This window comes from Herpetosiphon geysericola (genome assembly GCF_001306135.1).
GTDB classification, from domain to species: Bacteria; Chloroflexota; Chloroflexia; order Chloroflexales; family Herpetosiphonaceae; genus Herpetosiphon; species Herpetosiphon geysericola.
The window spans coordinates 588,225-613,731 of record NZ_LGKP01000035.1; the positions used below are offsets into that span (position 1 = coordinate 588,225).

Annotated in this window: 23 protein-coding genes; 5 read left to right on the forward strand and 18 right to left on the reverse strand. The window is 52.7% G+C overall.

The window, feature by feature from the left end:
- Nucleotides 1-89: 89 nt before the first annotated feature.
- Nucleotides 90-293 (forward strand): hypothetical protein, encoded by a 204-nt coding sequence (locus tag SE18_RS23340; protein ID WP_054536870.1) that lies wholly within the window; start codon nt 90-92, stop codon nt 291-293.
- Between the two features lie 59 nt (nt 294-352).
- On the opposite strand, the gene SE18_RS23345 is transcribed toward SE18_RS23340, so the two are convergent.
- The 3 genes from SE18_RS23345 to recN form a co-directional block, all read right to left on the reverse strand.
- Nucleotides 353-1,375, reverse strand: a complete 1,023-nt coding sequence (locus SE18_RS23345; RefSeq protein ID WP_152976728.1) for an MraY family glycosyltransferase — start codon at nt 1,373-1,375, stop codon at nt 353-355.
- A gap of 103 nt (nt 1,376-1,478) precedes the next feature.
- Nucleotides 1,479-4,871, reverse strand: coding sequence for an O-antigen ligase family protein (locus tag SE18_RS23350; protein ID WP_054536871.1), 3,393 nt, complete (start codon nt 4,869-4,871; stop codon nt 1,479-1,481).
- A 34-nt stretch (nt 4,872-4,905) separates the two neighbouring features.
- Nucleotides 4,906-6,669: a DNA repair protein RecN gene (gene recN / locus SE18_RS23355; protein WP_054536872.1), complete on the reverse strand. Its 1,764-nt coding sequence runs from the start codon at nt 6,667-6,669 to the stop codon at nt 4,906-4,908.
- Nucleotides 6,670-6,928: 259 nt separating this feature from the next.
- Between recN and SE18_RS23360 the strand changes: the two genes are divergently transcribed.
- Both SE18_RS23360 and SE18_RS23365 read left to right on the forward strand, forming a co-directional pair.
- Nucleotides 6,929-7,894, forward strand: a complete 966-nt coding sequence (locus tag SE18_RS23360) for an SH3 domain-containing protein (RefSeq protein WP_054536873.1) — start codon at nt 6,929-6,931, stop codon at nt 7,892-7,894.
- A gap of 524 nt (nt 7,895-8,418) precedes the next feature.
- Nucleotides 8,419-9,849, forward strand: coding sequence for a coiled-coil domain-containing protein (locus SE18_RS23365; RefSeq protein ID WP_054536874.1), 1,431 nt, complete (start codon nt 8,419-8,421; stop codon nt 9,847-9,849).
- A 75-nt stretch (nt 9,850-9,924) separates the two neighbouring features.
- Here SE18_RS23365 and SE18_RS23370 read toward each other — a convergent pair whose 3' ends face one another.
- From SE18_RS23370 to SE18_RS23385, 4 genes are all read right to left on the reverse strand, one after another.
- Nucleotides 9,925-10,455, reverse strand: a complete 531-nt coding sequence (locus tag SE18_RS23370) for a hypothetical protein (protein WP_054536875.1) — start codon at nt 10,453-10,455, stop codon at nt 9,925-9,927.
- Between the two features lie 82 nt (nt 10,456-10,537).
- Complete coding sequence (locus SE18_RS23375) at nt 10,538-11,293, reverse strand: sortase (protein WP_054536876.1); 756 nt, start codon at nt 11,291-11,293, stop codon at nt 10,538-10,540.
- Nucleotides 11,294-11,365: 72 nt separating this feature from the next.
- Nucleotides 11,366-11,911 carry a hypothetical protein gene (locus SE18_RS23380; RefSeq protein WP_054536877.1) on the reverse strand — a complete coding sequence of 182 codons (546 nt, stop codon included), beginning with the start codon at nt 11,909-11,911 and terminating at the stop codon, nt 11,366-11,368.
- Nucleotides 11,912-11,923: 12 nt separating this feature from the next.
- On the reverse strand, nt 11,924-12,541 hold the full coding sequence (locus SE18_RS23385) for a GNAT family N-acetyltransferase (protein WP_054536878.1): 618 nt from the start codon (nt 12,539-12,541) through the stop codon (nt 11,924-11,926).
- A gap of 51 nt (nt 12,542-12,592) precedes the next feature.
- Here SE18_RS23385 and SE18_RS23390 point away from each other — a divergent pair, with 51 nt between their 5' ends.
- Complete coding sequence (locus tag SE18_RS23390) at nt 12,593-13,687, forward strand: hypothetical protein (RefSeq protein WP_054536879.1); 1,095 nt, start codon at nt 12,593-12,595, stop codon at nt 13,685-13,687.
- Nucleotides 13,688-13,822: 135 nt separating this feature from the next.
- Here the strand turns inward: SE18_RS23390 and mscL are convergent, their stop codons facing one another.
- Nucleotides 13,823-14,194, reverse strand: a complete 372-nt coding sequence (mscL, locus tag SE18_RS23395; RefSeq protein WP_054536880.1) for a large conductance mechanosensitive channel protein MscL — start codon at nt 14,192-14,194, stop codon at nt 13,823-13,825.
- 189 nt (nt 14,195-14,383) lie between these two features.
- Here mscL and SE18_RS23400 point away from each other — a divergent pair, with 189 nt between their 5' ends.
- A complete protein-coding gene (locus SE18_RS23400) occupies nt 14,384-14,743 on the forward strand; it encodes a VOC family protein (protein ID WP_054536881.1) in 360 nt (119 codons plus the stop codon).
- On the opposite strand, the gene SE18_RS23405 is transcribed toward SE18_RS23400, so the two are convergent.
- From SE18_RS23405 to SE18_RS23450, 10 genes are all read right to left on the reverse strand, one after another.
- The gene (locus SE18_RS23405) at nt 14,744-15,799 is read right to left on the reverse strand and encodes a [LysW]-lysine hydrolase (RefSeq protein ID WP_054536882.1); all 1,056 of its coding nucleotides are present in this window, start codon (nt 15,797-15,799) and stop codon (nt 14,744-14,746) included. It abuts the gene before it with no gap.
- The gene (locus SE18_RS23410; protein WP_054536883.1) at nt 15,796-16,977 is read right to left on the reverse strand and encodes an aspartate aminotransferase family protein; all 1,182 of its coding nucleotides are present in this window, start codon (nt 16,975-16,977) and stop codon (nt 15,796-15,798) included. Before SE18_RS23410 ends, SE18_RS23405 begins: the two co-directional genes overlap by 4 nt.
- A 22-nt stretch (nt 16,978-16,999) precedes the next feature.
- Nucleotides 17,000-17,803, reverse strand: a complete 804-nt coding sequence (locus SE18_RS23415; RefSeq protein WP_054536884.1) for a [LysW]-aminoadipate kinase — start codon at nt 17,801-17,803, stop codon at nt 17,000-17,002.
- A 495-nt stretch (nt 17,804-18,298) separates the two neighbouring features.
- Nucleotides 18,299-19,333 carry an N-acetyl-gamma-glutamyl-phosphate reductase gene (gene argC, locus SE18_RS23420; RefSeq protein WP_054536885.1) on the reverse strand — a complete coding sequence of 345 codons (1,035 nt, stop codon included), beginning with the start codon at nt 19,331-19,333 and terminating at the stop codon, nt 18,299-18,301.
- A gap of 30 nt (nt 19,334-19,363) precedes the next feature.
- Entirely contained in the window at nt 19,364-20,227 is an 864-nt protein-coding gene (gene lysX, locus SE18_RS23425) for a lysine biosynthesis protein LysX (protein ID WP_054536886.1), read from the reverse strand.
- A 13-nt stretch (nt 20,228-20,240) separates the two neighbouring features.
- Nucleotides 20,241-20,408, reverse strand: coding sequence for a lysine biosynthesis protein LysW (gene lysW, locus SE18_RS23430; protein ID WP_012190838.1), 168 nt, complete (start codon nt 20,406-20,408; stop codon nt 20,241-20,243).
- A 365-nt stretch (nt 20,409-20,773) separates the two neighbouring features.
- A complete protein-coding gene (locus SE18_RS23435) occupies nt 20,774-21,769 on the reverse strand; it encodes an isocitrate/isopropylmalate dehydrogenase family protein (protein ID WP_054536887.1) in 996 nt (331 codons plus the stop codon).
- 2 nt (nt 21,770-21,771) lie between these two features.
- Nucleotides 21,772-22,269, reverse strand: coding sequence for a LeuD/DmdB family oxidoreductase small subunit (locus SE18_RS23440; RefSeq protein WP_054536888.1), 498 nt, complete (start codon nt 22,267-22,269; stop codon nt 21,772-21,774).
- Between the two features lie 28 nt (nt 22,270-22,297).
- A complete protein-coding gene (locus SE18_RS23445; RefSeq protein ID WP_054536889.1) occupies nt 22,298-23,563 on the reverse strand; it encodes a 3-isopropylmalate dehydratase large subunit in 1,266 nt (421 codons plus the stop codon).
- A 96-nt stretch (nt 23,564-23,659) separates the two neighbouring features.
- Entirely contained in the window at nt 23,660-24,793 is a 1,134-nt protein-coding gene (locus SE18_RS23450; protein ID WP_054536890.1) for a homocitrate synthase, read from the reverse strand.
- Nucleotides 24,794-25,507 lie beyond the last annotated feature (714 nt).

A 25,507-nucleotide genomic window follows, 5' to 3' on the forward strand; every position in this document is an offset into this window, starting at 1 on the left:
GGGCAATGATCGCCTACTCCTCTATCCGGGGGGTGGGATTTTTTAATTCCGCCAGCTCCGGACACACCACCCACACAAGGAGGCCCGTCATGGAAAATCGTTCGCTCGAAGAACGCCGCTGCCCCGATTGCGGTGCTCGATTGGAACTCGTTGATGATGGATCGTATCGCTGTGTTGCCGACGAAAGTGTTTGGATGGCCTATGGTCCCAAGCTTTTGCTCAAGCCTGCCTTGGTGACTGCCTCACGCTTAGCACTCGATTTGCCTTGGGAATCACAAAAGGTCGCTGCTTAAACTAAAAAGCCCATGGTTACGGCTGCGGGAGCAGAAACCATGGGCTTTGGTGTGCGTGCTTATTTTGGTGGCGTATAGCGCGCATAGCGTTCGAAAAACCAAATGCCAACGCCTGCAATCGTAATTAACAAGCCTGCCAAGGCGTAGGCTTCTTGCACATCGGCTTTGCTCAACATCGTTGCGGTAATGCCACAGCCAACGCCAAGCATATAGCAAATCAAGACAGCTTCGCGGCGGGAAGCTCCCAGCGCTACCAACCGATGTGAAATATGATCTTTGCCTGGGGTGTTGAATGGGTTTACTCGTCGCCGTAAGCGCGCCACAATCACCATCGTGGTATCAAAAATTGGCACGCCTAACACGACAATTGGAATCATCCAGGTGACGATGATGCTGTTGCTGGGAAAGCGCAGCTTGATGCCCAGCACTGCCAAAATAAAGCCCAAAAATAGGCTGCCAGTGTCGCCCATAAAGATTTTGGTGGGCACGAAGTTGTGGCGCAAAAAGCCCATACACGCGCCCATCGTGGCTGCGGAGAGCGCTGCTACCAACACTTGGCCATTCAAGACCGCAAGTTGCAAAAAGAAGGCTGATGCTACCGCCGTCAGGCCAGCAGATAAGCCATCCATATTGTCGAGAAAATTAATTGCATTCGAAATGCCCGCCACCCAGGCAATCGTGATGATGGCGTTGAGCACTGGCGAGGCGAATAATTGCACCTGAATGCCAGCGAAAATCAGCACAAAACAGGCAATAATCTGGCCCAGTAATTTTAATGTGGCGGATAGACCCCATTTATCATCGAGCATGCCACAGGTAACCACAATCGTCGCGCCGCCCAAAATGGCTGCCAACTCGCGCAGAATAAATTGCTCATCCCAAATAAGCAGGGTAACCATTACGCCTGCATAAATTGCCAAGCCGCCAAGCAATGGCACCGGATTAGTATGGACTTTGCGCGCGTTGGGTTGGTCGATAATGCCAACGGCAATTGCCAAGCGCCGAACAAGCGGTGTACTTACAATCGACATGGTTAACGCCGAAAGAAAAATCAGGAAGATTTGGGCCAGCGAAACACTCATATAGCTTCTCTTGGTGAAAGTTAATATTGTTGAGTCGGGCGAAAATAACGCTGCCTCTCTCCTACTGAATGTAGGAGAGAGGGTTAGATTTGCTTGGACTCAGTTATTGTTGGCTTTGAAAAAAGCTGAGCAATTGCTCAAAGGCCGTTCTGGTATCAGCATAGGTCGTATTGAACGTCGGGTCTTGCGCCCCCATTTTGTCCATCTCAGCCAAAGCCAATTCAACTTGGGCCAAGCCAGCGTCATAGCGCTTGCTATCGCTCAAAACTTGGGTGTAAATCTGGCGATACGACATATCGCCTGGTTTGCTGGCGATTGCTCGCTCGAAGCCAGTTAAGAAGCTATCGAACGCCGCTGGATCGCTTTGCATTGAGGCAAAGGTTGCTTGAATCCGTTCGCTGCGTTCAGCAGGTAATTCGGCCACATCAACCAAGCCGCTGTTGTTGAGTGCCCGTGGATCAAGGGCCAAGGCGTTGGCAAAGGCTTGGGCGGCATTTTGCAAATCGCCCTTGCGTCGATAGGCCTCGCCCAAGCGAATGAAGTTGATCGACCACAGCGGATCAAGCGTCGTTGCCTTGCTCAATTCAGCAATCGCTGTATCGTATTCTTGGCGATACAGATACAACATTGCCCATTGGCCAGTCAATTCAACATCCTGCGGTGCGATTGTATGCGCTTGTTTGTAGGCTTCGATTGCTGCATCGAGATGCTTGCGCGCGCCTTCTGGGTCGCTTTGCTCGGTGTTACGGAACCACGACGAATGCAAACGACCTAAGTTGGCTGGGTGATCTTTGTTTTGGGGATTGAGCCGCTGGGCCTCTTCCAAGGCCAAACGGGCATAATCCAACACCTGCAATGGCCCAAACTTGGTTAGGAAATCGCGGGCAGTATTTTGCATGCCAGCAATGCTATATTCAGTTTTGGGCAAATCGTCCAGCTCTGCATTGGGCAGCGGGCGACTATTCAGCACTTGGGCAATAGCCTGATTTTGATTTTCGCTCACCAACTTGTTTTGCTCGATGCTCAAATCGGTGGCCAAGGTCATCAAGGCCCGCCCATACATCAAGAAATAAAGATCTTCGTTGGGGGCGTGCTCAACTGCATCTTGAATCGCTGCAAAGCCCAAAAGATGTTGATCAAGGCCTTGGCCTTGGTCGATAAATTGTTTGCCCTGCAAGTAGCGCATATCGGCAAAAATATTATCGAGGTTGAGGAACCAAACCAACAACAAAACAATCGGCACAACTACTGCATATAAAACCCGGGCTGGAGCTGCGCCTGTTACGCCGCTGCTGCTACGGCCACGATTGCCAGTTGCGCGGCGGGCATTTTGGGCTGCTTGGCGTTTGGTACCAGCTTTGGCTGGCGCTACTTCAGCCACTTCTTCGGCTGCTGGGGTTGCGGCAACAACCGCAGGTTTGCTGCCAAGCTGGAATGCTCCTGCTTGGGCGCCAGCAACCACGCCAACTGCCATAATCACCCAGGTATACAGCAACGATGAAACAATCGGAATCCCAAACAGGGTTTCGACAAAATTGGCTGCCACTGCCGAAAGCGCGGTGATAATCAATAATTGCCAGCCAAAGCTAATTGGTTCATCCAAGGGCTTGGCATAGCCCAGCCATGTGGCGAGGCCAACTACCAACAAGCCTACGCCGCCAGCAATCAACCCTAATTCTAGGCTCTTCAAAAAGACTGCAAAGAACAGCCCAATGCCCAGCATAAACACGGTTGTAATGCCAAGATTGACCAAGCGTGGAATGCGTAGCAAGCGCAGCATGAGAATCAAGAATGAACCAAACAAGAACAAATGGCTAAACAAACCAATTGCGCCTTTGGTCACCAATTCGTCAAGCAAGGCTTGGTGCGAACGGTCTGGCGACGCGCCACGCGATTCATAATTGGCCAAGCGTGGCGGGTAGAAGGGGTTGTAGGCCACAAACATCGATTCTGGCCCCCAGCCAATGACGGTGCGTAGCGGGTTGCTCAAGGCCAAACCAACTGCGCCTTTGGTGTGCTCATCGCCCCGCCAAATGAGCACCCGCACCAAACCAGTGCCGCCATCGGTTTCCAGCAAGTTGCCCAAGCGGTTGATATAGCGGTTGCTTTGGCGCAAGCCACTAAAGCTGCTCGAATCGGTATTGAGCACCACCAAGAAGACCGCGCTAGCTAATGAAAGCACCACCCAAGCGCTGAGCGCCGCGCCAAAAACTCGTTTGAAGCTGGTACTGCGTAGCCCTTGCAACAAAAACAGCGTGAAGAACACAAAGATGCTGACAAACATGCCAATTTGTGGCCCGCGGCTTTGGGTAAAGAAGATAATGACCACGGTGAAAATGCTGAGGCCAGCATACACCGCAGCGCTGAGCCATTGCACCACTGCATGCGGTGCAGTGGCAATTCGGCGTGGCAAGGCCACAACCAAGCCATAAAAGCCAAAATAGGCAGCCATCGCCAACAAGAACCATGTGCGGAAGTTGCTCGCGCGATCTGCTGAAACCATATCAAGGTTATAGCAGGTTTCGCTAATTGCGCCTTGACACTGATCAGCAGTCAAATAGCCGCCGATAACGAGGGCCAGCATGTAGAACAGAATCAAGCCGCCAGGCAGATACAAGCGCCAATCAGTGCGGCTGCGGGTGCTGGTTACCCACGAAATCAAGGGCAACGTGCTGCTGGTAACAATGACCGCCAGCGGAAAGATCCACCAATGGCCGATGCCAAGCAATGGTGCTTGAATCAAGGCGCCGAGCTTGAGCGTTGCATACAACAAGCTTAATTGGCCAAGCGGCAACAAGCCCAAGGTAACAAACCACGCTGCATCTAAGCCAACCGAACTTGCGCCTTCGACTTCGCTACGTTTGGTGGCCATCAAGTTCGTAATCAAGCGATAGAGCATAAATGGCAGGGTCAGAATCAAATAGGCAGCCACAAAGATCGAGTTGCCCATGCTTGAGGCAACCCGCGCTGCGGTATCACCAGCCCATGGTAAGGGGTCGCTGCGTTGATATTGAACCCAGCCATAGCCCAACGTTGGCAAGGTTGTGGCGACAATTACCGTAATAATGCGCTCAAGTTGCTCGCGGCGGCGCACATGGGCCAGCATCGCTCCAAACACCACCACATACGAGAAGTTGGTGTAGAAGCCCTGAAGCCGATTATAGCCACCGAAAAAGCTGGTAAAGACTAAGACCGAGGTCAGCGTGGTAAAGAGAAAGACCCCAACATAGACAATTGCCGGAGCGACCAGCGGCGAGCGCCACCAATCGCGCCAACGTGGCCACAAACGAAAGACTTGGCCGCGCTCAAGCCAATTGATAATCCATGCTCCGCCAAGGATCATCACGATGGAACGCAAGGCCACCGCTTTATCTGGCTCAAAGTGGCGGTCACTAAGCAAACTAAAATAGATCGGGATCATTGCTAAAGCCAGTAGCCAGCAGGCTTCCATCACCCGCCGCGACCACAGGCTGATCGTTGTCTCGCGTGAATCCAAGGCAGACTCCTTCAAAGGCATGGGTATTGTTCAATTACGAATTGCTGGTTGCCAGTTTGTAGTTGGCAGCACGTTCCAGCATGGCGCTTGCAGAGCGTCGGCTGGCTTCGCTCACTGGTGTTCCATCAAGCATCGCTGCTAATTCTTCGATGCGCTCTTGCTCGCTCAGTGGGTGCACAAAGGTTTGGGTGCGTTGATTGACAACTTGTTTGGCAATTGCAAAATGGCAATCACCAAAGGCAGCAACTTGAGGCAAGTGGGTGATACACAACACTTGATGGGCATCGCTAATGCCCCACAATTTTTCGCCGACCACATGGCCAGCCCGACCGCCAACGCCCACATCAACTTCATCAAAAACCAAAGTTGGCACGCTATCAACCGCCGAAAGAATCGACTTCATCGCCAATAGCAAGCGCGCCGATTCACCGCCAGAGGCAATTTTGGCCAATGGTTTAAGCGGCTCGCCAGGGTTGGGGCTGAGTAAAAACTCAATCTGGTCAATCCCCGTGCGGTCAAAGGCTAAATGGCGCTCATGAATCAAGACGCCCTGTGGGTCTGGCCGCTGCGAGAGTTGCACATGGAATTTGACATGCGGCATGGCCAAATCGGCCATAGCAGCGGCAATCCGTTCGGCCAATTCATCGCCTGCTTGGCGTCGGCGGCTGCTCAGTTCGGCGGCGGCAATCCCAATGCTCGCTAAGAGTTGTTGCTCTTGTTGCACCAATTCGGCAATATGCTCGGCGCTGTAGTGCAAGGTTTCGAGTTCTTCGCTGGCGTTGGTTAAGCGTTCGAGCAATTCGGCAGCATCGGCAGCCCGATATTTTTTGGCCAAATCGCGCAGCTCTGCCAAGCGATCTTCAATTATTTCCAAGCGCCCTGGCTCAAACTCCAGCCGATCGCGATATGAGCGCACGCCCTCGATCACATCGTCGAGCCGATAGCGTACTTCGAGGGTTTGCTCGTTGAGCGCTGCCAAACTTGGATCAAGCCGCAACAGTTCGCTCAACACATTCGCCACATCATCAAGGCTATCGACAATCGAGCGGGTTGCGGTACGGCGCTCGCTCGCAGGCGTGCCAGTGCGCAGCAAACGATACATCGTATCGACCATGCCAGTAATTTTGGCGCTATTTTGCAACAAACTCCGCTCGCTGGTTAAGGTTGTTTCTTCGCCAGCAATCAGTTTGGCGTTGGTCAATTCTTCGACCAAGAAGGTTAATTCTTCGATGCGGTCGATGCGGCGGGCTTCGGCGTTGCGCAAGGTTGTAATTTGGCTACGCACTGCTTCAACCGCGATCACTTGTTGGCTCAGTTGCTCACGATCGGCAACTACGCCTGCATAGCGGTCGAGCATTTCGGCGTGGGTGCGCACATTAAACAAGGTTTGGCTATCGTTTTGGCCGTGAATATCGACCAAACGCCCGCCTATTTCGCGCAGCACGGCGCTACTCACGGCGCGCCCATTGATGCGGGCGACACTGCGGCCACTGGCTCCGTGAATTTCTCTGGTCAGAATAATCTGATCGTCATCAGCACCATCAAGGCCATATTCCGCTAAAATTGGCAGAATATCTGGGCGATCGGCGAGCGTGAATATGCCTTCAACGCGAGCTTGATTACTACCAGCACGCACGAAACTCGGATCGCTCCGTTCGCCACGTAACATGCCGAGGGCATCAATCATAATTGACTTACCGGCTCCGGTTTCACCAGTTAGCACATTAAAGGCTGGGGTGAATTGCAAGCGTACTTGGTCAATAATTGCGAAATCGGCAATAAATAATTCTAGCAGCATAAACTCTCGTGTTTGCCCTAAAAAAACAGCCGTTTGCGAACGCGCCAACGGGCTGCATGTAGATCAATTGTACCATATTCGCTTTGGATAGCCCATTTGATTCAATTTGCAAAACGCCACGCTCCTGATTGATTTGCTGGTCAGGATTATGCTGTGGATATTTGAACTTGCTTTCTCTGGTACAATGCGAGGGTTGCAATGGGCCTGAGTGCCTGCAACAGCATCCTTATTAATCAATGCTTATTCGAGAGTCGCTGATATGACTGATCAAATACCACCATCACAACCGCGCCAGCCGCAGCCATCGCAGGCCCGGCCCGAAGCAGCTCCGCCACAGGTTGCCGATGCGCAATTGCGCCAGTTGATTGTTGCTTTAGATAACGCCAACGATCCCAACCACGAACGAGCAGAAGACGATTTGATTCGCTTGGGTGCGCAAGCAGTTCCCTTGCTGATCGAAGCGCTTGAGCCAAAATATCCGTGGTTGCGGGCCTATCGGGCTGCCGAAGCCTTAGGCCAAATTGGCGATGGTCGGGCCAGCCGTCCCTTAAGCCAAGCGCTCAATCATCCCAATAGCAATGTGCGTTGGGCTGCCGTGCGAGCCTTGGGCAAAGTTGGCGATGGGCGGGCCTTGCTGGCCTTGCGGCGGGTTGCCCGCGATGATCGCAGTCGCACCAGTTGGGGCGAGCCAGTTGCTGCCAGCGCTGCTGCTGCGCTGCGCGAAATGCAACGGAGTAGCACTATTCTGCGGCTTTCCGACCCAATTCGCATTGCCTTATTGGTTGCAGTGGCGTTTATCGCCTTATTTTGGGCCAACGAACGCATTGCCACCGTGCGCGGCGCGCTTAATCAATCGAATCATGCGGTTTGGGGCACGGCGGTTACGCCAATTTTGCCAACTGCAACTCCAGTCAGCGAGGATACCGCTGAGGGCGAAGATCCAGAAGATGACGAAGCTGAGGCAACGCCGACAGTGGATACTGCTGCTACGCCAACTGTGGCTCCTGCAACCGCTACGGTAACTGCCCCAACCGCCAATGTGCGCCCTGCGCCAAATACCAATAACGAGCCAATTGCTCAGCTCAAGGCTGGTGATAACGTGCAAGTGCTTGGCCAATCAGGTGATTGGTATCAAATTCAGTTGCCCGATGGTACAGGCCGCGGCTGGGTTGCTGCCAGCGTGCTTAGCCCGCCAAGTAGCCCTGTGCCAACTGTCACCAATTAAGAACGTAGAGCAGAGAACATAGAACATAGGGATCGGGCTAGCAGTAGCTCGATCCTCTTTCTTTTAAGGATGAATTATGAAGGATGAGGGATGAAAGGCTCTTGACTATTAGCTTTGGGCTATGGGTTATCGGAACATAATCCCAATAATCTGTGCCAATCTGTGGCTACAATAATTCTCATTCGTGCAATTCGTAGCTAAAAAATGTTCTTCGCCATCTTCGCGATCTTCGCGTCCTTCGCGGTTCCTATCCTTCGTTTGCTTCGTGGATCAATTTTTAACGCAGCGGCGCAGAGAACCCATAGATTGTGGCTGATGGCTATTGGGTTATCGGAACATCATTGGGGCAATTCGTGGAATTCGTAGCAAAAACTCAGTCTTCGCGATCTTCGCGTCCTTCGCGGTTAGATTCTTCGTGCTCTTTGTGTTCTTCGTGGATCAATGCTCCTCAAACGCTTGGTATAGGGTTTGCTATAGGTTCGGTAGATACGTGCTCGAATCGTAGAGCAAAGGAGTTTTTGATTATGAATGAGCAAAAAGAACAACCATTATTAACTGCCGCGCTGATTGCTGGTGGTGTGATTGGTGGGGTATTGGGCGCACGTAGCCGCCGCAATCATCCGACCAGCTTGGGCGAAAAAGTCGCCTTGCTCACCGAAAACCTGCGTGATCAAGTTGAACATCGCGCTGCCGATGCCAATAGCTATTTGCATAGTCTTAGCAAACAAGCCCGCAAAGAGCTGAAACGCGAGCAAAAGAAATTGCGCAAAGCTGGCAAGCACGCGAATCAACGCTTGAATGCGAGCCTAGAAACTGGCCGCGACCAAGTTGAACATGCTGTTGACCAACTTGGCAAAAAAGCCGCTCAAGGCCGCAATAAAGGTAGTTCGTTGTTGAGCGCTGCAACTGCTGGCTTAGCTGCGGTTGCTGCCGCCAGCCGCGATCGGGCCAACGATTTGGGCGACCAAACCAAAAGCCGTTTGGCCGATGTGCGCGATCAAGCGGTTGATCAAGGCGAAACTTTAGCCGATAAGGCCAAAAATATTTTGAATGAGGTGCGCGATCGCTTGAGCAGCAGCAGCGAAACCGTGCTGGAGCAAGCAGACGATTTGCGTCAGCGGACGGTTAAAGCTGCGAGCAGCAAAAGTGCTGATGCCCGTAGCCGTTTGGCCGATGTGCGCGATCAAGCAGTTGATCAAGGCGAAACTTTAGCCGACAAGGCCAAAAATATTTTGAATGAGGTGCGCGATCGCTTGAGCAGCAGCAGCGAAACCGTGCTCGAACAAGCAGACGATTTGCGTCAACGCGCTGTTGATGTGGCGAGCAGCAAAGGCTCTGATGCTCGTGATCAAGCGAGCGATTTGGTGCAACGCTTGAGCGGGATTGTGCAAGAATTTTTGGCAACCACCAGCGAACGCGCTAAAGAAGCTCGCGAGCATGCGCCTGATGCTTTGCGCTCGGTTGCCCAAACTGTAAGTGCCAAGGCCCAAGATGTAAGCGCAACGGTTATTCCAGCAGTTGCAGGCGCAGCCTCGGTTGTTGGTGGCCGCGCCAAAGAAACTGCCTCAGTGGTTGGCGAACGGGCCAAGGATGTAGCCTCGGTTGTTGGCGAACGGGCTAAGGAAACGGCCTCAGTAGTTGGTGAGCGCGCTAAAGATGCAGCCTCGGTTGTTGGTGGCCGCGCCAAAGAAACCGCCTCAGTGGTTGGTGAACGAGCCAAAGATGCTGCGCATATCGTTGGCGAAACGACCCAGCAAGCAGCCCAAACAATCGCCCATAAAACTGGTGAAGTAACCACCGAGGTTGGCCGCAAAGGCCGCCGCGCACGCACCGGCCTGCGCTCGTTTATTTTGGGGATTGTGGCTGGTTTACTGACCACGCCTGCAACTGGCGAGCAAGTGCGCCGCGATTTACGCCAAAAACTCGAAGCTAACCTTAACCGCGTGCTTGGCTAATTTGCCATCCTGATCAATTTATTTTCTAAGCCCCTGCAACCGTCATTGCAGGGGCTTTTGAATAGACTTCGCTAATTAGAAGTGATGAACTTGGTGGCGGCGCACAACCATGCGGCGGCGACGAACCAACAAGAAGATCCCACCACCAATTAATAAGGGAAACAGCAAGAAGCCGAATGGGGCGCCATTACGATGACGTGGCCCGTGCTCGAAGCGTGAATCTGCAAAGCCGTTGGCTGGCATTGCGCTATGCATTTCAGCTTGGGCATCATACATTTCAGCTTGCGCATCTTGCATTTCGGCGCGCAGGTTAGCCATTTCTTCGTGGAATTCGGCAGCATTATCTTGCCAATGTGAGTTTACAGCCTCGCTGATTTCTGCTTGAACATCGCTTAGGTCAGCTTGCAAATCACTCATATCTGCATGAAAATCGGCCATATTATCGTTAAAATCAATGCTACCCTGATTGAGGTTATGCGCTACTTCTGTGCGCCAAGCCTCATCGTAATCGTAGTGGTCGCGGCCAAACAAGCCATTCCCAATGTTGCTGAAGAGGGCAATAATCCCTGCTCCAATCAATAGCAAGCCTAAAGTTCGTTTTGTCATGGTGTAGCCCCTTCGTGATGGCACAGAATTGTCAATAGCTGTTCATCTGACGATAGGCTATAAAACTTTGTTGCAGCTTGATTTAGCGCATCTGCCAATTGCTACCCGCTGGTTGCTCCGAAGCGCTGGTGTAGGGAACGGCCCGCACAATAATCCGCTGATCGAAGGCGTTTGGGCCAGTTGGTGGCCAACAGGTAATCAAGGTAATGGTTTCATCAAGAGTTGGGTTCATATAGGCAGCATTGGTCAGGCGTTGTTCTGCCGAAACGCCAACTTCTTGCACACGCTCATTCGATTGCACCACATACAGATATTGCTGGCTATTGCTATAGAGCACAATTTGGTCGCCTGGCTGGGTTTCAATCAAGCGATCAAACACGGGCGCCGAGCCGCCAACATGGCCCGCCAAGACGATATTGCTTGCTTCGCCGGGGTTGGCGCTGCCTTGATGATGACCAACAGCGTATTTCGCAACCTGCCATGTTGCCACGCCATCGATTAACTCCCAACCCACCTCGATCACCTTCTGATCAACCTCGATCCGTGGAATTTGAATCCGGCTGATGCTTGAATGTTCGCTTGGAACATTGGCATTAGGTTGGTCGCTGAGCGGATTGGCGTTTAGATTGGGGGCTTGAAAGTCGCTAAGTTCAGGCTCGGCAGTTGCAATTATTGGCGCAGCGATTGGCAGCGGGCTATCGCCGCGCGCTGCTTGTTGATTGTAAAAATCGTCGGCGTACATGCCGCCAACATACAACAACAAATACATGCCACAAAAGAGCAAGCAATTGCCTAAAGTCCAGGCGATCGGATGTTGAGGTTGAGTTGTTTTTAGCATAAGCAATGTTCTATCGGTCAGGGTTCAATTAAAAAGGCATTCTGAGCAATGTAGCCCACAATGCCTTTAAGCTTACAGCGTTACGCCCATTTCGGCGATCCTAGGGGTAACGAGGGCGGTGGCATTGCTACTTTGCAGGCGTTGGTTTAGATACTCAAGGTCAAGTTGTTGGCGTTTGATAATGCCTTCGCAATCGACAATATCGAAGCGTTGTTGGTCTGAACCACGATACAGAATCAATTTGTGGACCAAAATATCTTCGGGAGCCAAAAACAGCACCCGTGAGCCAAGCAATGGCTTGCGTTGCAGGCGTTCGATCATTGGTTGATCGAGCACAAACGGATAAACTGCGCCATTTTGGCGAATCGTCAGATCTTCTTGCAGAATAATCCCGCGCCATAAAATCCGTCCGCCATCGTATTGCACAGCCTTTTGGCCTTGCTGCAACAAGCGGGCAATTTCGCTCAGCGTGTTGGCTGGCACCACAATATCAATATCATTAATTGGGCGACGGCTGCCATAGAAGTGGGCTGCGGCTCCGCCATAAATGCCCCACGCCATTTGGGCACCGTCGAGTAGCTTTTGAACAACCGCTAAGTTTCCTGCAATCAGCGACATACTGCTTCCTCTTTATTGATTAACGTGGATAACTGACCGATGTTGAGCCGCTTGCCAATCACTGCGGGCGAGCGTCATGTCGTAAAATTGTACCCACACCCCGTGACGGCCTTCCTTGATAAAGGGGGCGATGCGTTCGCGGGTGGCTTGATCGAGCGTTTGCATAAAACGCCAGCCAGCATCACGCCAATGATGACCATTATATTGGAAGCCGAGCCGCCGATAGCAGCGTACAGCTCGTTCGTTAACCGAAGCCACATCGAGCACCATGGTTTGAAAGCCGAGGGTGCTGAAAAATGCTTGGAGAAACGCGGCCAAGCCTTCTGTTCCATAGCCTTGGCTTACGTAGGGTGCGCCAATTGTAATCCCAAGCCGCGCCGAGCCACTGGCCGAATCAATGTTGCGTAACGTAATTCGCCCAACTAGGGTATTATCACGCAGAACGATCGCATAGGTTCGCCGGATGTCGTTCATCCAATCGCCGCCAACTGTCACCCGATCTGGTAAGTTCCAAATGCTGCTTAATGGCTCGGTGAAAGGTGGCCAGCGATCCATGGTTTGGTAATCTACCCGTTGCCAGCGACGAATTATAAGTCGTGGTGCGGTCGCAATGATTGGATCATTCGTCATAGGCTGCCTGTTGCTGATAACCGTTTCCAGCATTTATTATAGCATGGTGATATGAAACGATTCTATATTGTTTTGGTACTAATTGGCCTGTTGTATGGGTGTGATTTGGCCCAACAACCAACCGTTGTGGTCATTCCAACTTTGGAGTTGCGACCAACGCCAAGCTTTGTGGTGCGAGCCACCGATCGCCCAACGCCAAGCGGCAATCCGGCGACGGCAACGCCCTTGCTCACACCAACCACTAGCGCAACCACTGCGCTTAGCCCTAGCGATCAATTGTTGGTTGCAGCAAATGGTTTTATTCGGGCTCAATTTGGCCCGCTTGCGCCAAGCCAACAATGGCTAATTACCCAAGCGATAAGCCAAGATCAGTTTGAATTGCACGCGCCAGACTTAAGTTTTGTCGCGCTAAGTCGTAGTTATCAAGGTCAAGCGTTAAGTTGGTCGAGTGATGGAGCCTTGCTCTTGTGGCGTTCACAACAGGAGCCTGATCTGCTGCAAGCGATCGAGCCATTTAGTGGCCAAACAATGCGCGTGCTGACTTCGACCAATGGCTTGGTGCAAGCAGCCTTGATGACCCAAAGCGCTTTGTATTATGCGGCGGGCGATAGCGACCTGCGGATTATGCAAGTTGGTGGGAATAACAAAGAACAGGTAATTATTCGCTTGCCCAATCGGCAGTTGGTAGCTGGCGGCTTGCAGCTTAGCCCCAAGCGTGATCAACTGGCCTTGTTGGTGCAAGTGCGCGACCAAGCTGCTTTAGAATTACAGCTGTATAATCTGCAAACCACTCAAATTCAGTTGATCGATCAAAGCCAGCGTGGCACGAGCACACCCCGCATGCTTTGGAACGAGCGCGGAGCCTTGGCCTATTATCTGGGCGACGATTTTCGGATCTATGAGCCAAGCCTGAATTCGATTCAAGCAACCAATTTGGGGGTCGAGCCATTGGTGTGGTATCGGGATGGGGTTTTGGTGCGGGCCTTGGATAGCAATGCTTTAGTCTATTGGTCGCCAACACAGGTCTATCCAATTAATGATCCTACTGGCCAACCACGCTTGGTGAGTGATTTGCAGGCGTTGAATCAAACTGAGTTTTTGTTGTTGCATCAAGCGGCAATTTGGCAGATTGAGCTTGAACCATAAAGCTCTTCGCCACTCTTCCGTCCCCTTTTGGGCAGGAAACGCAGGGAGTTTTCATCCCCCTGCATCCCCTACTCTTTATGCTGTGAATAAGCAGCGCTTTAATTATTTACCCACTATTTGGTTGAAGTTGGCTAGCTATTTTTGCAAGCTATCGCGAATTTCGCGCAGCAACAGCACTTCTTCGCTTGGTGGTGGAGCGGCTGGCGCTTCTGCTTCTTGCTTGCGACGGGTAATATTAATTGCTTTGACGACGCCAAATAAGACGATTGCGACGAGCAAAAAGTCGATCACAGCTTGAACAAATACGCCATAAATAATTGGAGTTTTTCCAACCATAAATTGCAACTCAGCAACATTAGGTTTATCAAAGAAAGCAGCAATTAATGGCATCAAAATATTATCAACCAAGGCCGTGACAATTTTGCCAAAGGCGGCCCCGATAATCACACCGATTGCCAAATCGAGCACGTTGCCTTTGAAGGCAAATTCCTTGAACTCTTTAAACATCGTCGATCCTCCAAATACGTTGCTACTCTAGCGATATTGATAAACATAGAAAAAGAACAATAAGCCAAATGCAGGGGAAAGAATGCGGCTGGGTGCTGCAAAAGTAGGTGGGGAGTGCTGCCATAGTTGGTTTGGGCTTGGCCTATGGTAGCATGGGCAATAGCAAAAGACAATTATATGAGGATTTGCATGCAATCACCAATTTCATTTACTCAATTAACCTTAGCTGCCACGAATATCGAACAAATGGCGGCCTTTTATAATTCAGTGCTGTTTACTAATTTTCGCAAAATTAAGTACGGCGAACATACTTTTTATGAAGGCTTTTTGGTTAATATTCCTTTGTTGCTGTGCCCAAATGCCATTGCTGGCGTTGTGGCCGAACAAAGCCGCTTGCAATTTCATGTATGTGTGCCTGATCTTGCGAGGGCGCTCGAAAAAACCGTGCAGCATGGTGGCACAATCGTCGCCGCGCCAACTGAGGGCGGCATCAAAGCGGCAATCGTCGCTGATCCCGATGGCAATAGTTTGGAGTTAATTCAAGAATAATTATTCGTTGCTCAAGACAGCAGTCAGCACATTAATCGCCTGTAAATACTCGGCCAAGGGCAACCGCTCATACGGCGTGTGATCGAGCGCTGCATCACCTGGGCCATAGGCAACAACTGGGCAACCCCAGGCTGGCCCAACCACGTTCATGTCGGCAGTGCCAGTTTTTTGCACATAGCGCGGTTGCTGACCGTTGGCGCGAAATACCCGCCCAAAGCGGCGCGCAATGCTCGATGTGCGTTCGCTACTGAAGGCAGGCGTTGCGCCGCTAATGTTCAAGTGGGCATAATTGGGCAAGAGTTGTTGTAGCAGCGCAGTATAGGCCGCCGGATCAAGATCTAACGGCAAGCGAGCATTTACTAGCAACTCGCACCAATCGCGCAAGCCATCGCCACCAGATTCGATGCGTACAAGGCTGGGCAACAGTTGATCGAAGGCCCGTTCGCGGCCTTGGTTAAACTCATTGGCGTGCTGAGCGATGGTTTGCCATAATTCACAGCCATGCTCAGCGGCGGTGTGGCTGGCGTGGGCCGAATGCGCCGCAGCTTGCTCGATGCGAATGTGCGCCCGCAAGTTGCCCTTATAGCCCAAGGTTAGCCGATCGGCGCCGCTTGGTTCGCCCACGATGCACCAAGTTGGCGCGGCCATGGTTTGGGCGATAAAATGCGCACCTTTGGATGAAGCAACTTCTTCTTCGACGCAACCAACCACAATCACCCGATAGGCCAAGCGTTGCTCGGCATGGGCGCGGGCGGCGGCAGCAATAAACGTGGCTAACGAGCCTTTGGCATCGACAGCACCGCGCCCCCATAACTCGCCAGCGCGCACTTCAACTGGAATGTGGCCTGGCACGGTATCCATATGTCCAAGCAAAACGACGGTTTCAGCGGCAGCGCCAATCACGCCAACTGCATTGCCAACTGCATCAATGTGGGCATCGAAGCCAGCGTGATGCATCTGCTCGACTAAAAGTTGGGCCAGCGCAGCTTCGTCGCCGGAAACGCTGGGCGTTGCCACCATGGCCTCGATTAATTGTAAAGCTTGTTGATCGTTCATGCTGTTGGCTCCTCGAACATGCTGCGCAAGGTTGCCACCACTCGCTCCAATTCTGGCCACGAAATGACCAACGGCGGCAATAGGCGCAACACATTGCTGCCAGAATTGAGCGCAATAATCTGATGTTGGTTCATAAGCTTTTGCAGATAGGGTGAAACTTTTTCCTTGAGTTCAATCCCAATCATCAAGCCTAAGCCGCGCACCTCGCGAATTTTAGGCGAACGAATTGCTTGCAGTTGGGTCAACAACCAAGCACCTTTTTCGGCAGTTTGATCAACCAATTGTTCAGTGCGAATCACGCTGAGTGAAGCCCGCGCCGCCGCGCATGCCAAGGGATTGCCACCAAAGGTCGAGCCATGCGTGCCAATTGCCAATTCGCCAACTCGTTGGTTGATCACCACTGCGCCCATGGGTATGCCGCCACCCAAAGCCTTGGCCAAACAAACCAAATCAGGCTGCAAGCCATAATGCTCAAACGCGAACATTCGTCCCGTGCGACCAAAGCCAGTTTGCACTTCATCAAGAATCAGCAAGGCTCCGCGTTCGTGGCAAATTGTTTGGGCTGCTTGCAAAAATTCAGCAGTTGCAGGCCGAATGCCGCCTTCGCCTTGGATAATTTCGATAATCAAGGCGGCGGTTTGTTCGGTTATAGCGTTTTGCAAGCGCTCGATATTATTGTAGGGAATATGGCTGAAATCGGGCACGAGCGGCATAAATGGCTCGCGGTAGTGGCTCTCCCAGGTGGCGCTCAAGGCTCCAAAAGTGCGGCCATGAAAGCCGCGCATGGCTGCAACAATCGCCGTGCGACCTGTGGCCATGCGGGCAAATTTTAAGGCAGCTTCGACTGCCTCGGTGCCGCTGTTGCACAAAAATACCCGTTGAAATTCGGCGGGAAATAATTGAACTAATTCTGCTTGCAATAAGGCCCGTTGATCATTATGAAAGGCTTCGGGGCAAACCGTCAGGGTTGCGGCCTGCTCGGCAATTGCTTGCACCACCGTTGGGTGGCAATGGCCAATGTTGGCAACCCCAATGCCTGAGCCACAATCGAGATAGGCTTGGCCGTGATCGTCGTAGAGGGTTGCGCCGCTGCCGCGTACCAAGGTAATCGGGCGCTTGGCATATACTCCTGCGCTATGGGCTGCTTCCAAACTGGCAAAAGGTTGTTGTTCAGTCATTGTTTATTCCTGCCAAATCCAATTATTCGATGATTGTTCCATTGCCTGCGAGCGCTGCGCTGACTGGTTGCTCGCTGCGGCCATCGCCAATGATGACGCGGCGCACACCACCGTCGAGCGCAGTTTGTGCGCCCAGCAATTTTTTCTTCATGCGGCCTTGGGCTAATTTTTCGGTCGCTTGGGCTAGCTCTGTGCGCGGCAAATGCTCGATCAGGCTGCTTTCGTCAGGAAATTTGCGATATAAGCCGCTCACATTGGTCAACAGTAACAAGGTTTCTGCTTCTAAGGCTGCTGCTACGCTGGCCGCGCCGCGATCACCATCAATATTTAATGGTTCGCCTGCGTTGCTGACCGCTAATGGTGCAATGACTGGCAGATAACCTGCGCTCAGCAAGGTTTGCAACAAACCCCGATTAACCTGATCGATGCTGCCAGTCCAATCATCGCGAATCACTCGCACCCGCCCGTTTTCGACGGCCCGAACATTGGTTTTGCGTGTGCCCTGTAATAAGCCGCCGTCGATGCCCGATAAGCCTAAGGCATTGACTCCCAAACCACGCAAACGCTCAACGAACTGGCGATTGAGCAAGGCCGTCGCCATCATAAAAATTTCGAGCGTGCGCCGATCTGTTTGGCGACTGGTATGTCCCGACGGTGAGGTAATGAAGCGTGGCGGATGGCCAAGCTGCTCGCTAAGCGTGTTGGCTCCATCTGAGCCACCATGAAACAGCACAATCGGTTGGCCTTGGGCAGCAAGTTGGGCAATATCGTTGCAGAGATTGCTATAATCAATGTCTGCCGCGCCGCCAATTTTTATCACAAGCATGGTTGTTCCTTTTTGATCCACGAAGGGCACGAAGCACACGAAGGCTAGGAACCGCGAAGGACGCGAAGATTCCCAAGACTGAAACCACGAAGAACGCGAAGGGCGCTAAGAACTTCAATTTCAATGTGGAGAGCATATCCCCTCATCCCTTATCCTTCATAATTATTCTCCCTCTCTGCGCCGTTGCGTTAAAATCTAGCGTAGTATCTTCTAACCCCTGATCCCCGACCCCCGATCCCTATGTTCTATGTGTATTGGTTCAATGAGTTGGCAACCAGCGTATTGCCGCAATCCAACCCCATCGAGGGTTGGTTTTCGCTGTCCACCACGCATCCGCAGGGTCATCAATGGATGCGGTTCGGTCACGAATGGTCCTTGCGGGGGTGCAGGGGGATTAAAGCCCCCTGCGTTTCCGCTGGCGGGACGGAAGGGTGGAAAAGAACGATGGTGGTTAATGTGATGAACCATTACATCTATGCTCTATGCTCTATGTTCTTAAACCGGATGCAAGCCGCTAAACTCAAGCCCTACTGTTTCCTCGAAGCCATGCATCAAATTCAAACATTGGATGGCGGCTCCGGCTGCGCCCTTCATCAAGTTATCGAGCGCGCAGAGCGCAACCACGCGGCCTGTGTTTTCATCGAGCGCCCAACCAATATCGGCGTAATTGCTGCCTGCCAAGATTTTTGGCTCTGGATGGCGGTGCAAACCGCTGCGATCATGCACAATGCGCAAAAACGGTTGTTCGGCGGCAGCAGCCCGATAGGCTCGCCAGAGATCGCGTTCGTTGACCGCGCCTTTAGTAAACACATGGCAGGTTGCCAACGCGCCGCGCACCATTTCCACCGACGTGATCGAAATATGCACATTTTCAAGGCCATGCGCTTGCATAATTTCGGCGGTGTGGCGATGGCCAACTGGTGCAAACGAACGCACCACGCCTGCTCGTTCTGCATGATGACTGCCATCGTTGGCAACCGCGCCAGCCTCGGATGAACCAACCTTGACTTCGGCCACCACTGGCTTTGTTTGATCGATTAAGCCTGCTTTAACCAACGGCAACAAGGCCAAGTTAATCGCCGTTGCATTGCAGCCCACGCCGCTAACATAGCGAGTTGTGCGAATTTGCTCGCGATACAATTCAGGCAAGCCATAAACAAAACGCTCCAGCCAGTGCGGGGCAGGGTGCTTTTCGCCGTACCAACGGCTATAGGTTTCGGGTTCACGCAAGCGAAAATCGGCAGAACAATCGATGATTGCTTGACCAAGCCCAGCATAATGCTCGATATTTTTGGCAGCAGAGCCATGGGGCAGGGCCAAAATCAACACATCACATGGCTCCAAGCTGCTTTGTGGGCTATAGCGCAAATCGGTGCGACCGCGCAAATTGGGGTGGGTGCTGTAGACATATTGGCCTGCTAAGCGTTCGCTGGTGACCTGACGCACCTCGACGTGGGGATGCCCCAACAATAAACGCAGCAATTCACCACCGACATAGCCAGAACCACCAACGATCGAAACTGAAAGCATAACAACCTCAATTTGGCTACAGCGCGCCAACTATTGTGCTTGAGCTAGCACATAATCAACAATGCGTTCGGGAATGTTCACGCCAGTTGTGCTAATGCTGTTGCGAAATTCCATGGTGTAATTAACTTCGTTGACCAAATAGCGACCTTCAGCAGTTTCGAAGACATCGATTGCAACCACGCCGCCGCCAACCGCATTGGCCGCACCAATGCAAATATCGGCCAAGGCTGGCGTAATCGGGCAATTAGAAGCCTCGCCGCCGCGCGCAGTGTTGGTGATCCAGTGGCCGCTGGTGCGATAAATCGCCGCAATGCACTCATCGCCAACCACAAACGCTCGAATATCACGGCCACCTGGCTTGTTGACATATTCTTGAATGTAGAAAATTGCATGCTGATAATTGCCCAAGGTGTCGCGATGCTCAAGCACCGCCTCGGCAGCTTCGCGATCGTTGATCTTCGAGACCAAGCGACCCCACGAGCCAATAACTGGCTTCAACACCACCGGATAGCCCAAGCTTTCGATCGCTTCGAGCGCTGATTCTTGGGTGTAGGCCAGCAAACACCGTGGCGATGGCACGCCGTTGCGCAACAGGGCTTGCGTGGTCAAAAATTTATCGCCACAGGTCAAGGCCACGTTGTAATTATTGACCGTTGGAATGCCAGCATCGTTCAAGGTTTTGAGCGTGTACAATGCTCGGCCATGGTGCAACGAACGCTCAATAATCACATCAGGGAATTGTTCGCGTACTTGGCGATTAGCTTGCAAAGCATTCAAATCAAACCATGTCTGATCATCGTCGATTCGCTCAAATTGGACATTGCGCCGCTCAAACTCAGTGATCAGCAGCTTTTCTTCAACCCGAATTCGGGAACATAACATACCTATACGCATTGACATAACTCCCTTACTCGCCCCAGTCTTCTTCGACTTCTGGTGCTAATTCCAACACAACTGGGTTCAAGCTGACAACTTCGAGTTCTGCGCCGCAATCAGGGCATGGCACAATCTCGCCATCCAAAATATCGGCTGCCAACGCGATCGTTGCTTCACATTCTGGGCATTGTGCGCTCATTGTTTGTAATCCTTTATTAGTTAGGGGTCGGGGTTCGGGGGCAGGGGATCAGTATCCCGTGCTGTGCCACCATATTTTCCCAACCCGTTACATTCCAAAACCTTAAACCTTACCTTCGTGTTCTTCGCGTCCTTCGCGGTTTCTATCCTAGGGGTCGGGGGGCAGGGGATCAGTATCCCGTGCTGTGCCACCTGCCTATGCCAAACCCGTTACATTCCGCTAGCCAAAAGCCAATACCCTTATCCTCTGCGCCGCTGCGTTAAAACTTCCTGACCCATGATCTCTGACCCTTGCTCCCTCACTCCTTCGTGCTCTTCGCGTTCTTCGTGGTTTCTGGCCTTCGTGCTCTTCGTGCTCTTCGTGGATCAAAACTGGTCAATCACTGCTTGCACTACCTCAGCCGTTGTTGATGTACCACCAAGATCGGGCGTATGTGGCCCATTGGCTAATACTGCTTGAATCGCGGTTTGCAAGCGTTCGGCGTAGCTGTTCAAGCTCACAAATTCCAGCATCAACACGCTAGCGCTCAAGGTTGCCAATGGATTGGCGCTGCCTTGACCAGCAATGTCGGGGGCGCTGCCATGCACAGGCTCGAATACCGCCGTGCGTGTGCCATAATTGGCCGATGCTGCCAAACCAAGCCCACCACCCCAAACGCTGGCAACATCCGAGAGAATATCGCCGAATAAATTGGTCGTGACCAACACTTCAAAACGTTCGGGAGCACGGGCCAATTGATAAGCAGCGTTATCGACCAACATTTCTTCAACTTGCACATCAGGCGCATCGCTTAGCACGCGCAGCGCGGTTTCGCGGAACAAACCACAAGTTTCGCGTAGCACATTGGCTTTGTGTACTACTGTGATTTTGCGGCGGCCAGTGCGTTGGGCATATTGCACCGCCCATTGCACAATCCGTTCGCTAGCTTGGCGGGTGATAATTCGCTGAGCCGTGGCGCGTTCATCGCCCTCGCGGGTTTCTTGGCCGCTATACAAACCCTCGGTATTTTCGCGTACCACCACCAAATTGATTCCAGCACGGGCATTCGCCAGTGGTGGCGTTTGAACTGGCCGCACACAGGCATACAAATCAAGCGCTTTGCGCATGCCAACGATTGGGCTACGATAGCCAGCGACCCGTTGCGATGGTGAGCTAACTGCACCAAACAAGGTCGCGTTGGCCGCTTGAATTGTCGCTAAAGTTTGTTCGGGCAAGGCGTTGCCAGTTTGTTGAAAGGTTTCCCAACCAGCCTCGGCCTCGACAAACTCGGCAGGAACCGCCAAGGCTTCGAGCACTTGCCGCGCCGCTTGCACGACTTCGCGGCCAATCCCATCGCCAGCAATCAAACACAACCTCGTCATGCTTAGGCTCCTGTCGCGGGGAAGCGACCATGGCGACGATAAAATGGCACGATTCCGCCTTCAGCCCAGACTTCGCGCATCCAGCCTTCGGGTGGTGGCAGTTGAATTTGGTTGCCATTGTTGGTGATCAGGCCAGCAGCCAAATCAAATTCAACAACATCACCATCGGCAACTTGCTCACGAATATCAGCGGTGAAGCAGGGAATGCCCAAATTCAAGGCGTTGCGGAAGAAAATGCGGGCAAATAGCGGAGCGATAATCGCGCCAACGCCGCAGCGCTTCAAAGCCAAGGGTGCATACTCGCGGCTTGAGCCACAGCCAAAATTTGGCCCAGCAATAATCAAATCGCCTGACTGAACGTTGGGGGCGAAATCGGGCCGCGCTTCGATGAAGGCATAGCGCCGCACATCATCATTTGCGCCCAACATGTAGGGAGCATAACGGCCTGGAACCATCTGATCAGTGTTGACATCATTTCCAAAAACCCAAATCCGTGGCATAGTGCTGACTCCTGTGCAATTGCAAAAATTAGGCGAAAACTGCTTGCTCAGTGCTGTCGAGCACATTGCGCGGGTGGGTGATGTAGCCAGTTATGGCGGTGGCAGCGGCAACTTCAGGCGAGGCCAAGTAGATATTGGCTCCTGGGCTGCCCATTCGTCCGCGGAAGTTGCGATTGCCAGTGAAAACGCAGACTTCATCGGGAGCTAACACGCCCATATGGCGGCCAATGCATGCACCACAACCAGGCGTGCCGATGGTTGCCCCAGCAGCCAACAACGTCGCCAACGTGCCATCGCTAGCGGCGCGATGTAGGCTTTCGCTCGATGCTGGCACAACGATCATGCGCACATTGGGAGCCAACCGTCGCCCCTTGAGAATGCTGGCGGCAGCGGCCATATCTTCGTAGTGGCCGTTGGTGCAGGTGCCAAGATACACCACATCAACCGCGACCCTCCCGATATCAGCCAAATCAACCACGTTATCGACATAATGTGGCACGCTGACTTGCGGTTCGAGCGTGCTCAAATCGCATTCGACAACGCGGCTGTAGCTGGCATCGGCCTCAACCCGCAACCATTCTGGCACGGGATGTTCAGCACCCAAGCCAGTTGGGGCAACGATTCCGGCCTTGGCTCCAACTTCAATCGACAAAGTAGCCAAGGTCATGCGTTCGCGCCACGAAAGAAAATCAACCCCGTGCCACTCGACGCTTTGGTAGGTTGCGCCATCAGCGCGGAGCGTGCGAGCTGCCCATAAACCAAAATCCTTGACGCTCACGCCTGGTTGAAAATTACCAACCGCATTGACCCGCACGGTTTCTGGCACGCGAAACCATGTTTGGCCAGTAGCGAGGGCGAGGGCAATGTCGGTCGTACCCATACCTGAGCCAAAGGCCGCCGCCGCCCCATAACCAGTACTATGCGAATCGCTGCCAACCACCAGCATGCCTGGTTGCACCAACCCTTCCTCGATCAACACAGGGTGCGAGATGCCGCGCCCAACATCAAACAAGTGCGAAATGCCTTGTTGGGCGACCCAACGTCGCACATGTTGTTGCTGTTCTGCTTGGCGCACGGTGGCGGCTGGGGCAACGTGGTCGATCACCACCGCAACTTTGTCGCGATCCCACACGCGTTCAGCGCCCAATTCGTTGTGCAAGGTTTCGATAATGCTTGGCGAGAGGCTATCGTGCATCATCACCAAATCGACGTTGACCACCACCATATCGCCTGCTTGCACGTCGCTGCGACCGGAAGCATGCCCCAAAATTTGCTCGGCAAATGTCTGACCCATTGCAAAAACTCCCAAAAATAGCTGAAAAATGGCACATCAAGGTATAGCAAGCTAGGGCATTGAAATAGCAATTTCAATTGCCAGCTCGAAAAATCGTTAGGCTGCTTGGAGGGTGCTTGAGCGCAGCAGCGCATCCACCTCGTCGAGCGTCAACGGTTGATCATCGGCGGCAGCTTTGAGTTGGGCTGCAAGCGCAATAATCGTAGTGTCGCTCAGTTCCAAACCCAGGGCGTTGGCACGGCTTTGCAAGGCATGGCGACCAGTCAGGCGATGGCCAATCAGCACATTGCGTTCGCGCCCAAAAGCATTAGGATCGATCGCTTCGTAAGTGCTAGGATTGGCCAAAACAGCCTTGGTATGCAGGCCAGCCTTATGCGCAAAGGCGGTTTCGCTAGTGATACAGGCATTGAATGGCACTTGAATCCCCAACATTGCCGCAACTGTGTGATCAAGTTGGGCCAACATTGGCAAGGCGTAGCCTGCAACACTTTCAGGTTCAGAGAGGTAGAGGCGGGCAATGAGGCCGCTGAGGGCGGCGATGCCGTTGCGTTCGCCAATTCCAAGAATCGTTGTGTCGATGTGGGTTGCACCTGCTTCGAGGGCTGCATAGGCATTGGCAATTGCACAGCCGCCATCGTTGTGGCCATGAAATTCAATATCGCAGCGAACTGCATTGCGTACCGCTCCAACCACTCGCTCAACATCGCGCGGCGTGGCAATGCCCACCGTGTCGGCGATGCCAACCCGTTGCACGCCAAGCAAATCGACAGCTTGGTAGACGCGCAACAAATCGGGCAATGGCGTGCGGAATGAATCTTCGCAGGAGAAACGAACTTCGATCTGCCGTTCTTGGAGGAAACGCACGACTGGGCCAACTTCTGCCAAAATCGCTTCAATTGAGCGACCATGGCTCCATTGGCGCAGATAGGGTGAGGTGCCAAAGAGGATATTTACGCCAGCAACGCCACATTCAGCGGCAAGCTGTACATCTTCAAGGTTGCAACGGGTGTGGGTCAGCAGCTTGGTATTGCCGAGTGGCAAGGCTGCGATGCTGCGCAAATCTGCCGCACTTTGCGGCGAGGCGCAGGGCGAGGTCATTTCGATGTATTCAACGCCAAACTGAACCAGCAAATTGGCGATGGTTAGGCGATCTGCGCTGCTGAAGTGGGCGTTGGCCCATTGTTCGCCTTCGCGCAAAGTGGTATCAACAATTGCAAACTGACGGGTCATGAAAGCACAATCCTTCCGCAAGAACATCCGGTGAACAATTCAGGGCGAACTGCCGCAGGGCGGTGAAGATGGCTAATCCGTTTAAGTTGCTTGAGTGTGGCCATGGGTAAATCCTTTCAAAACCGGCGTTTGGGACAAAAAAAGACTCGCCGTTTGTGGCGGCGAGCCTTGAGTTTATTGAGCGCGTGGAGTGTTGCTTAGACGCGACGCAATAAACCAGACTCGCTGCCTGGCTTCTTTGCGCTGCGTTTTTTCAAGTTCAAAATCAATTGTTGACTGAACATAGCAACAAACTCCACAAATCAAAAGTTCTGCGCCGAAGCATAGCAGGCCATTTTGAGTTTGTCAAGTGATGATTTTCCGAGGGTTCAGGGAGCAGGATTCAGGGGCTAGAGAGTTTTGATTCACGCATGGCTGAAACCGCGAAGGACGCGAAGAGCACGAAGGATGAGTTTTTTCGCCACAGATTACACAGATTATGGGGATTATGCTTCCGTTCGCCCAAAGCCAAGAGCCTGACCCCTTGCCCCCATAGGTGGTAACTTAAGCCTCCAATGCACGATTCCATGCGGCGAACCACGCGACGGCGGCGGATGCTTGGTGCGGTCGTCGCGTCGTGGATGCCCCAAACAGCCGCCGCATCTGCGGAATCCGCAGTGTCCAATCCGGTGGTAACACCCCCAGCACGCGCTCGCGCAGCACCGTCCATGCCCA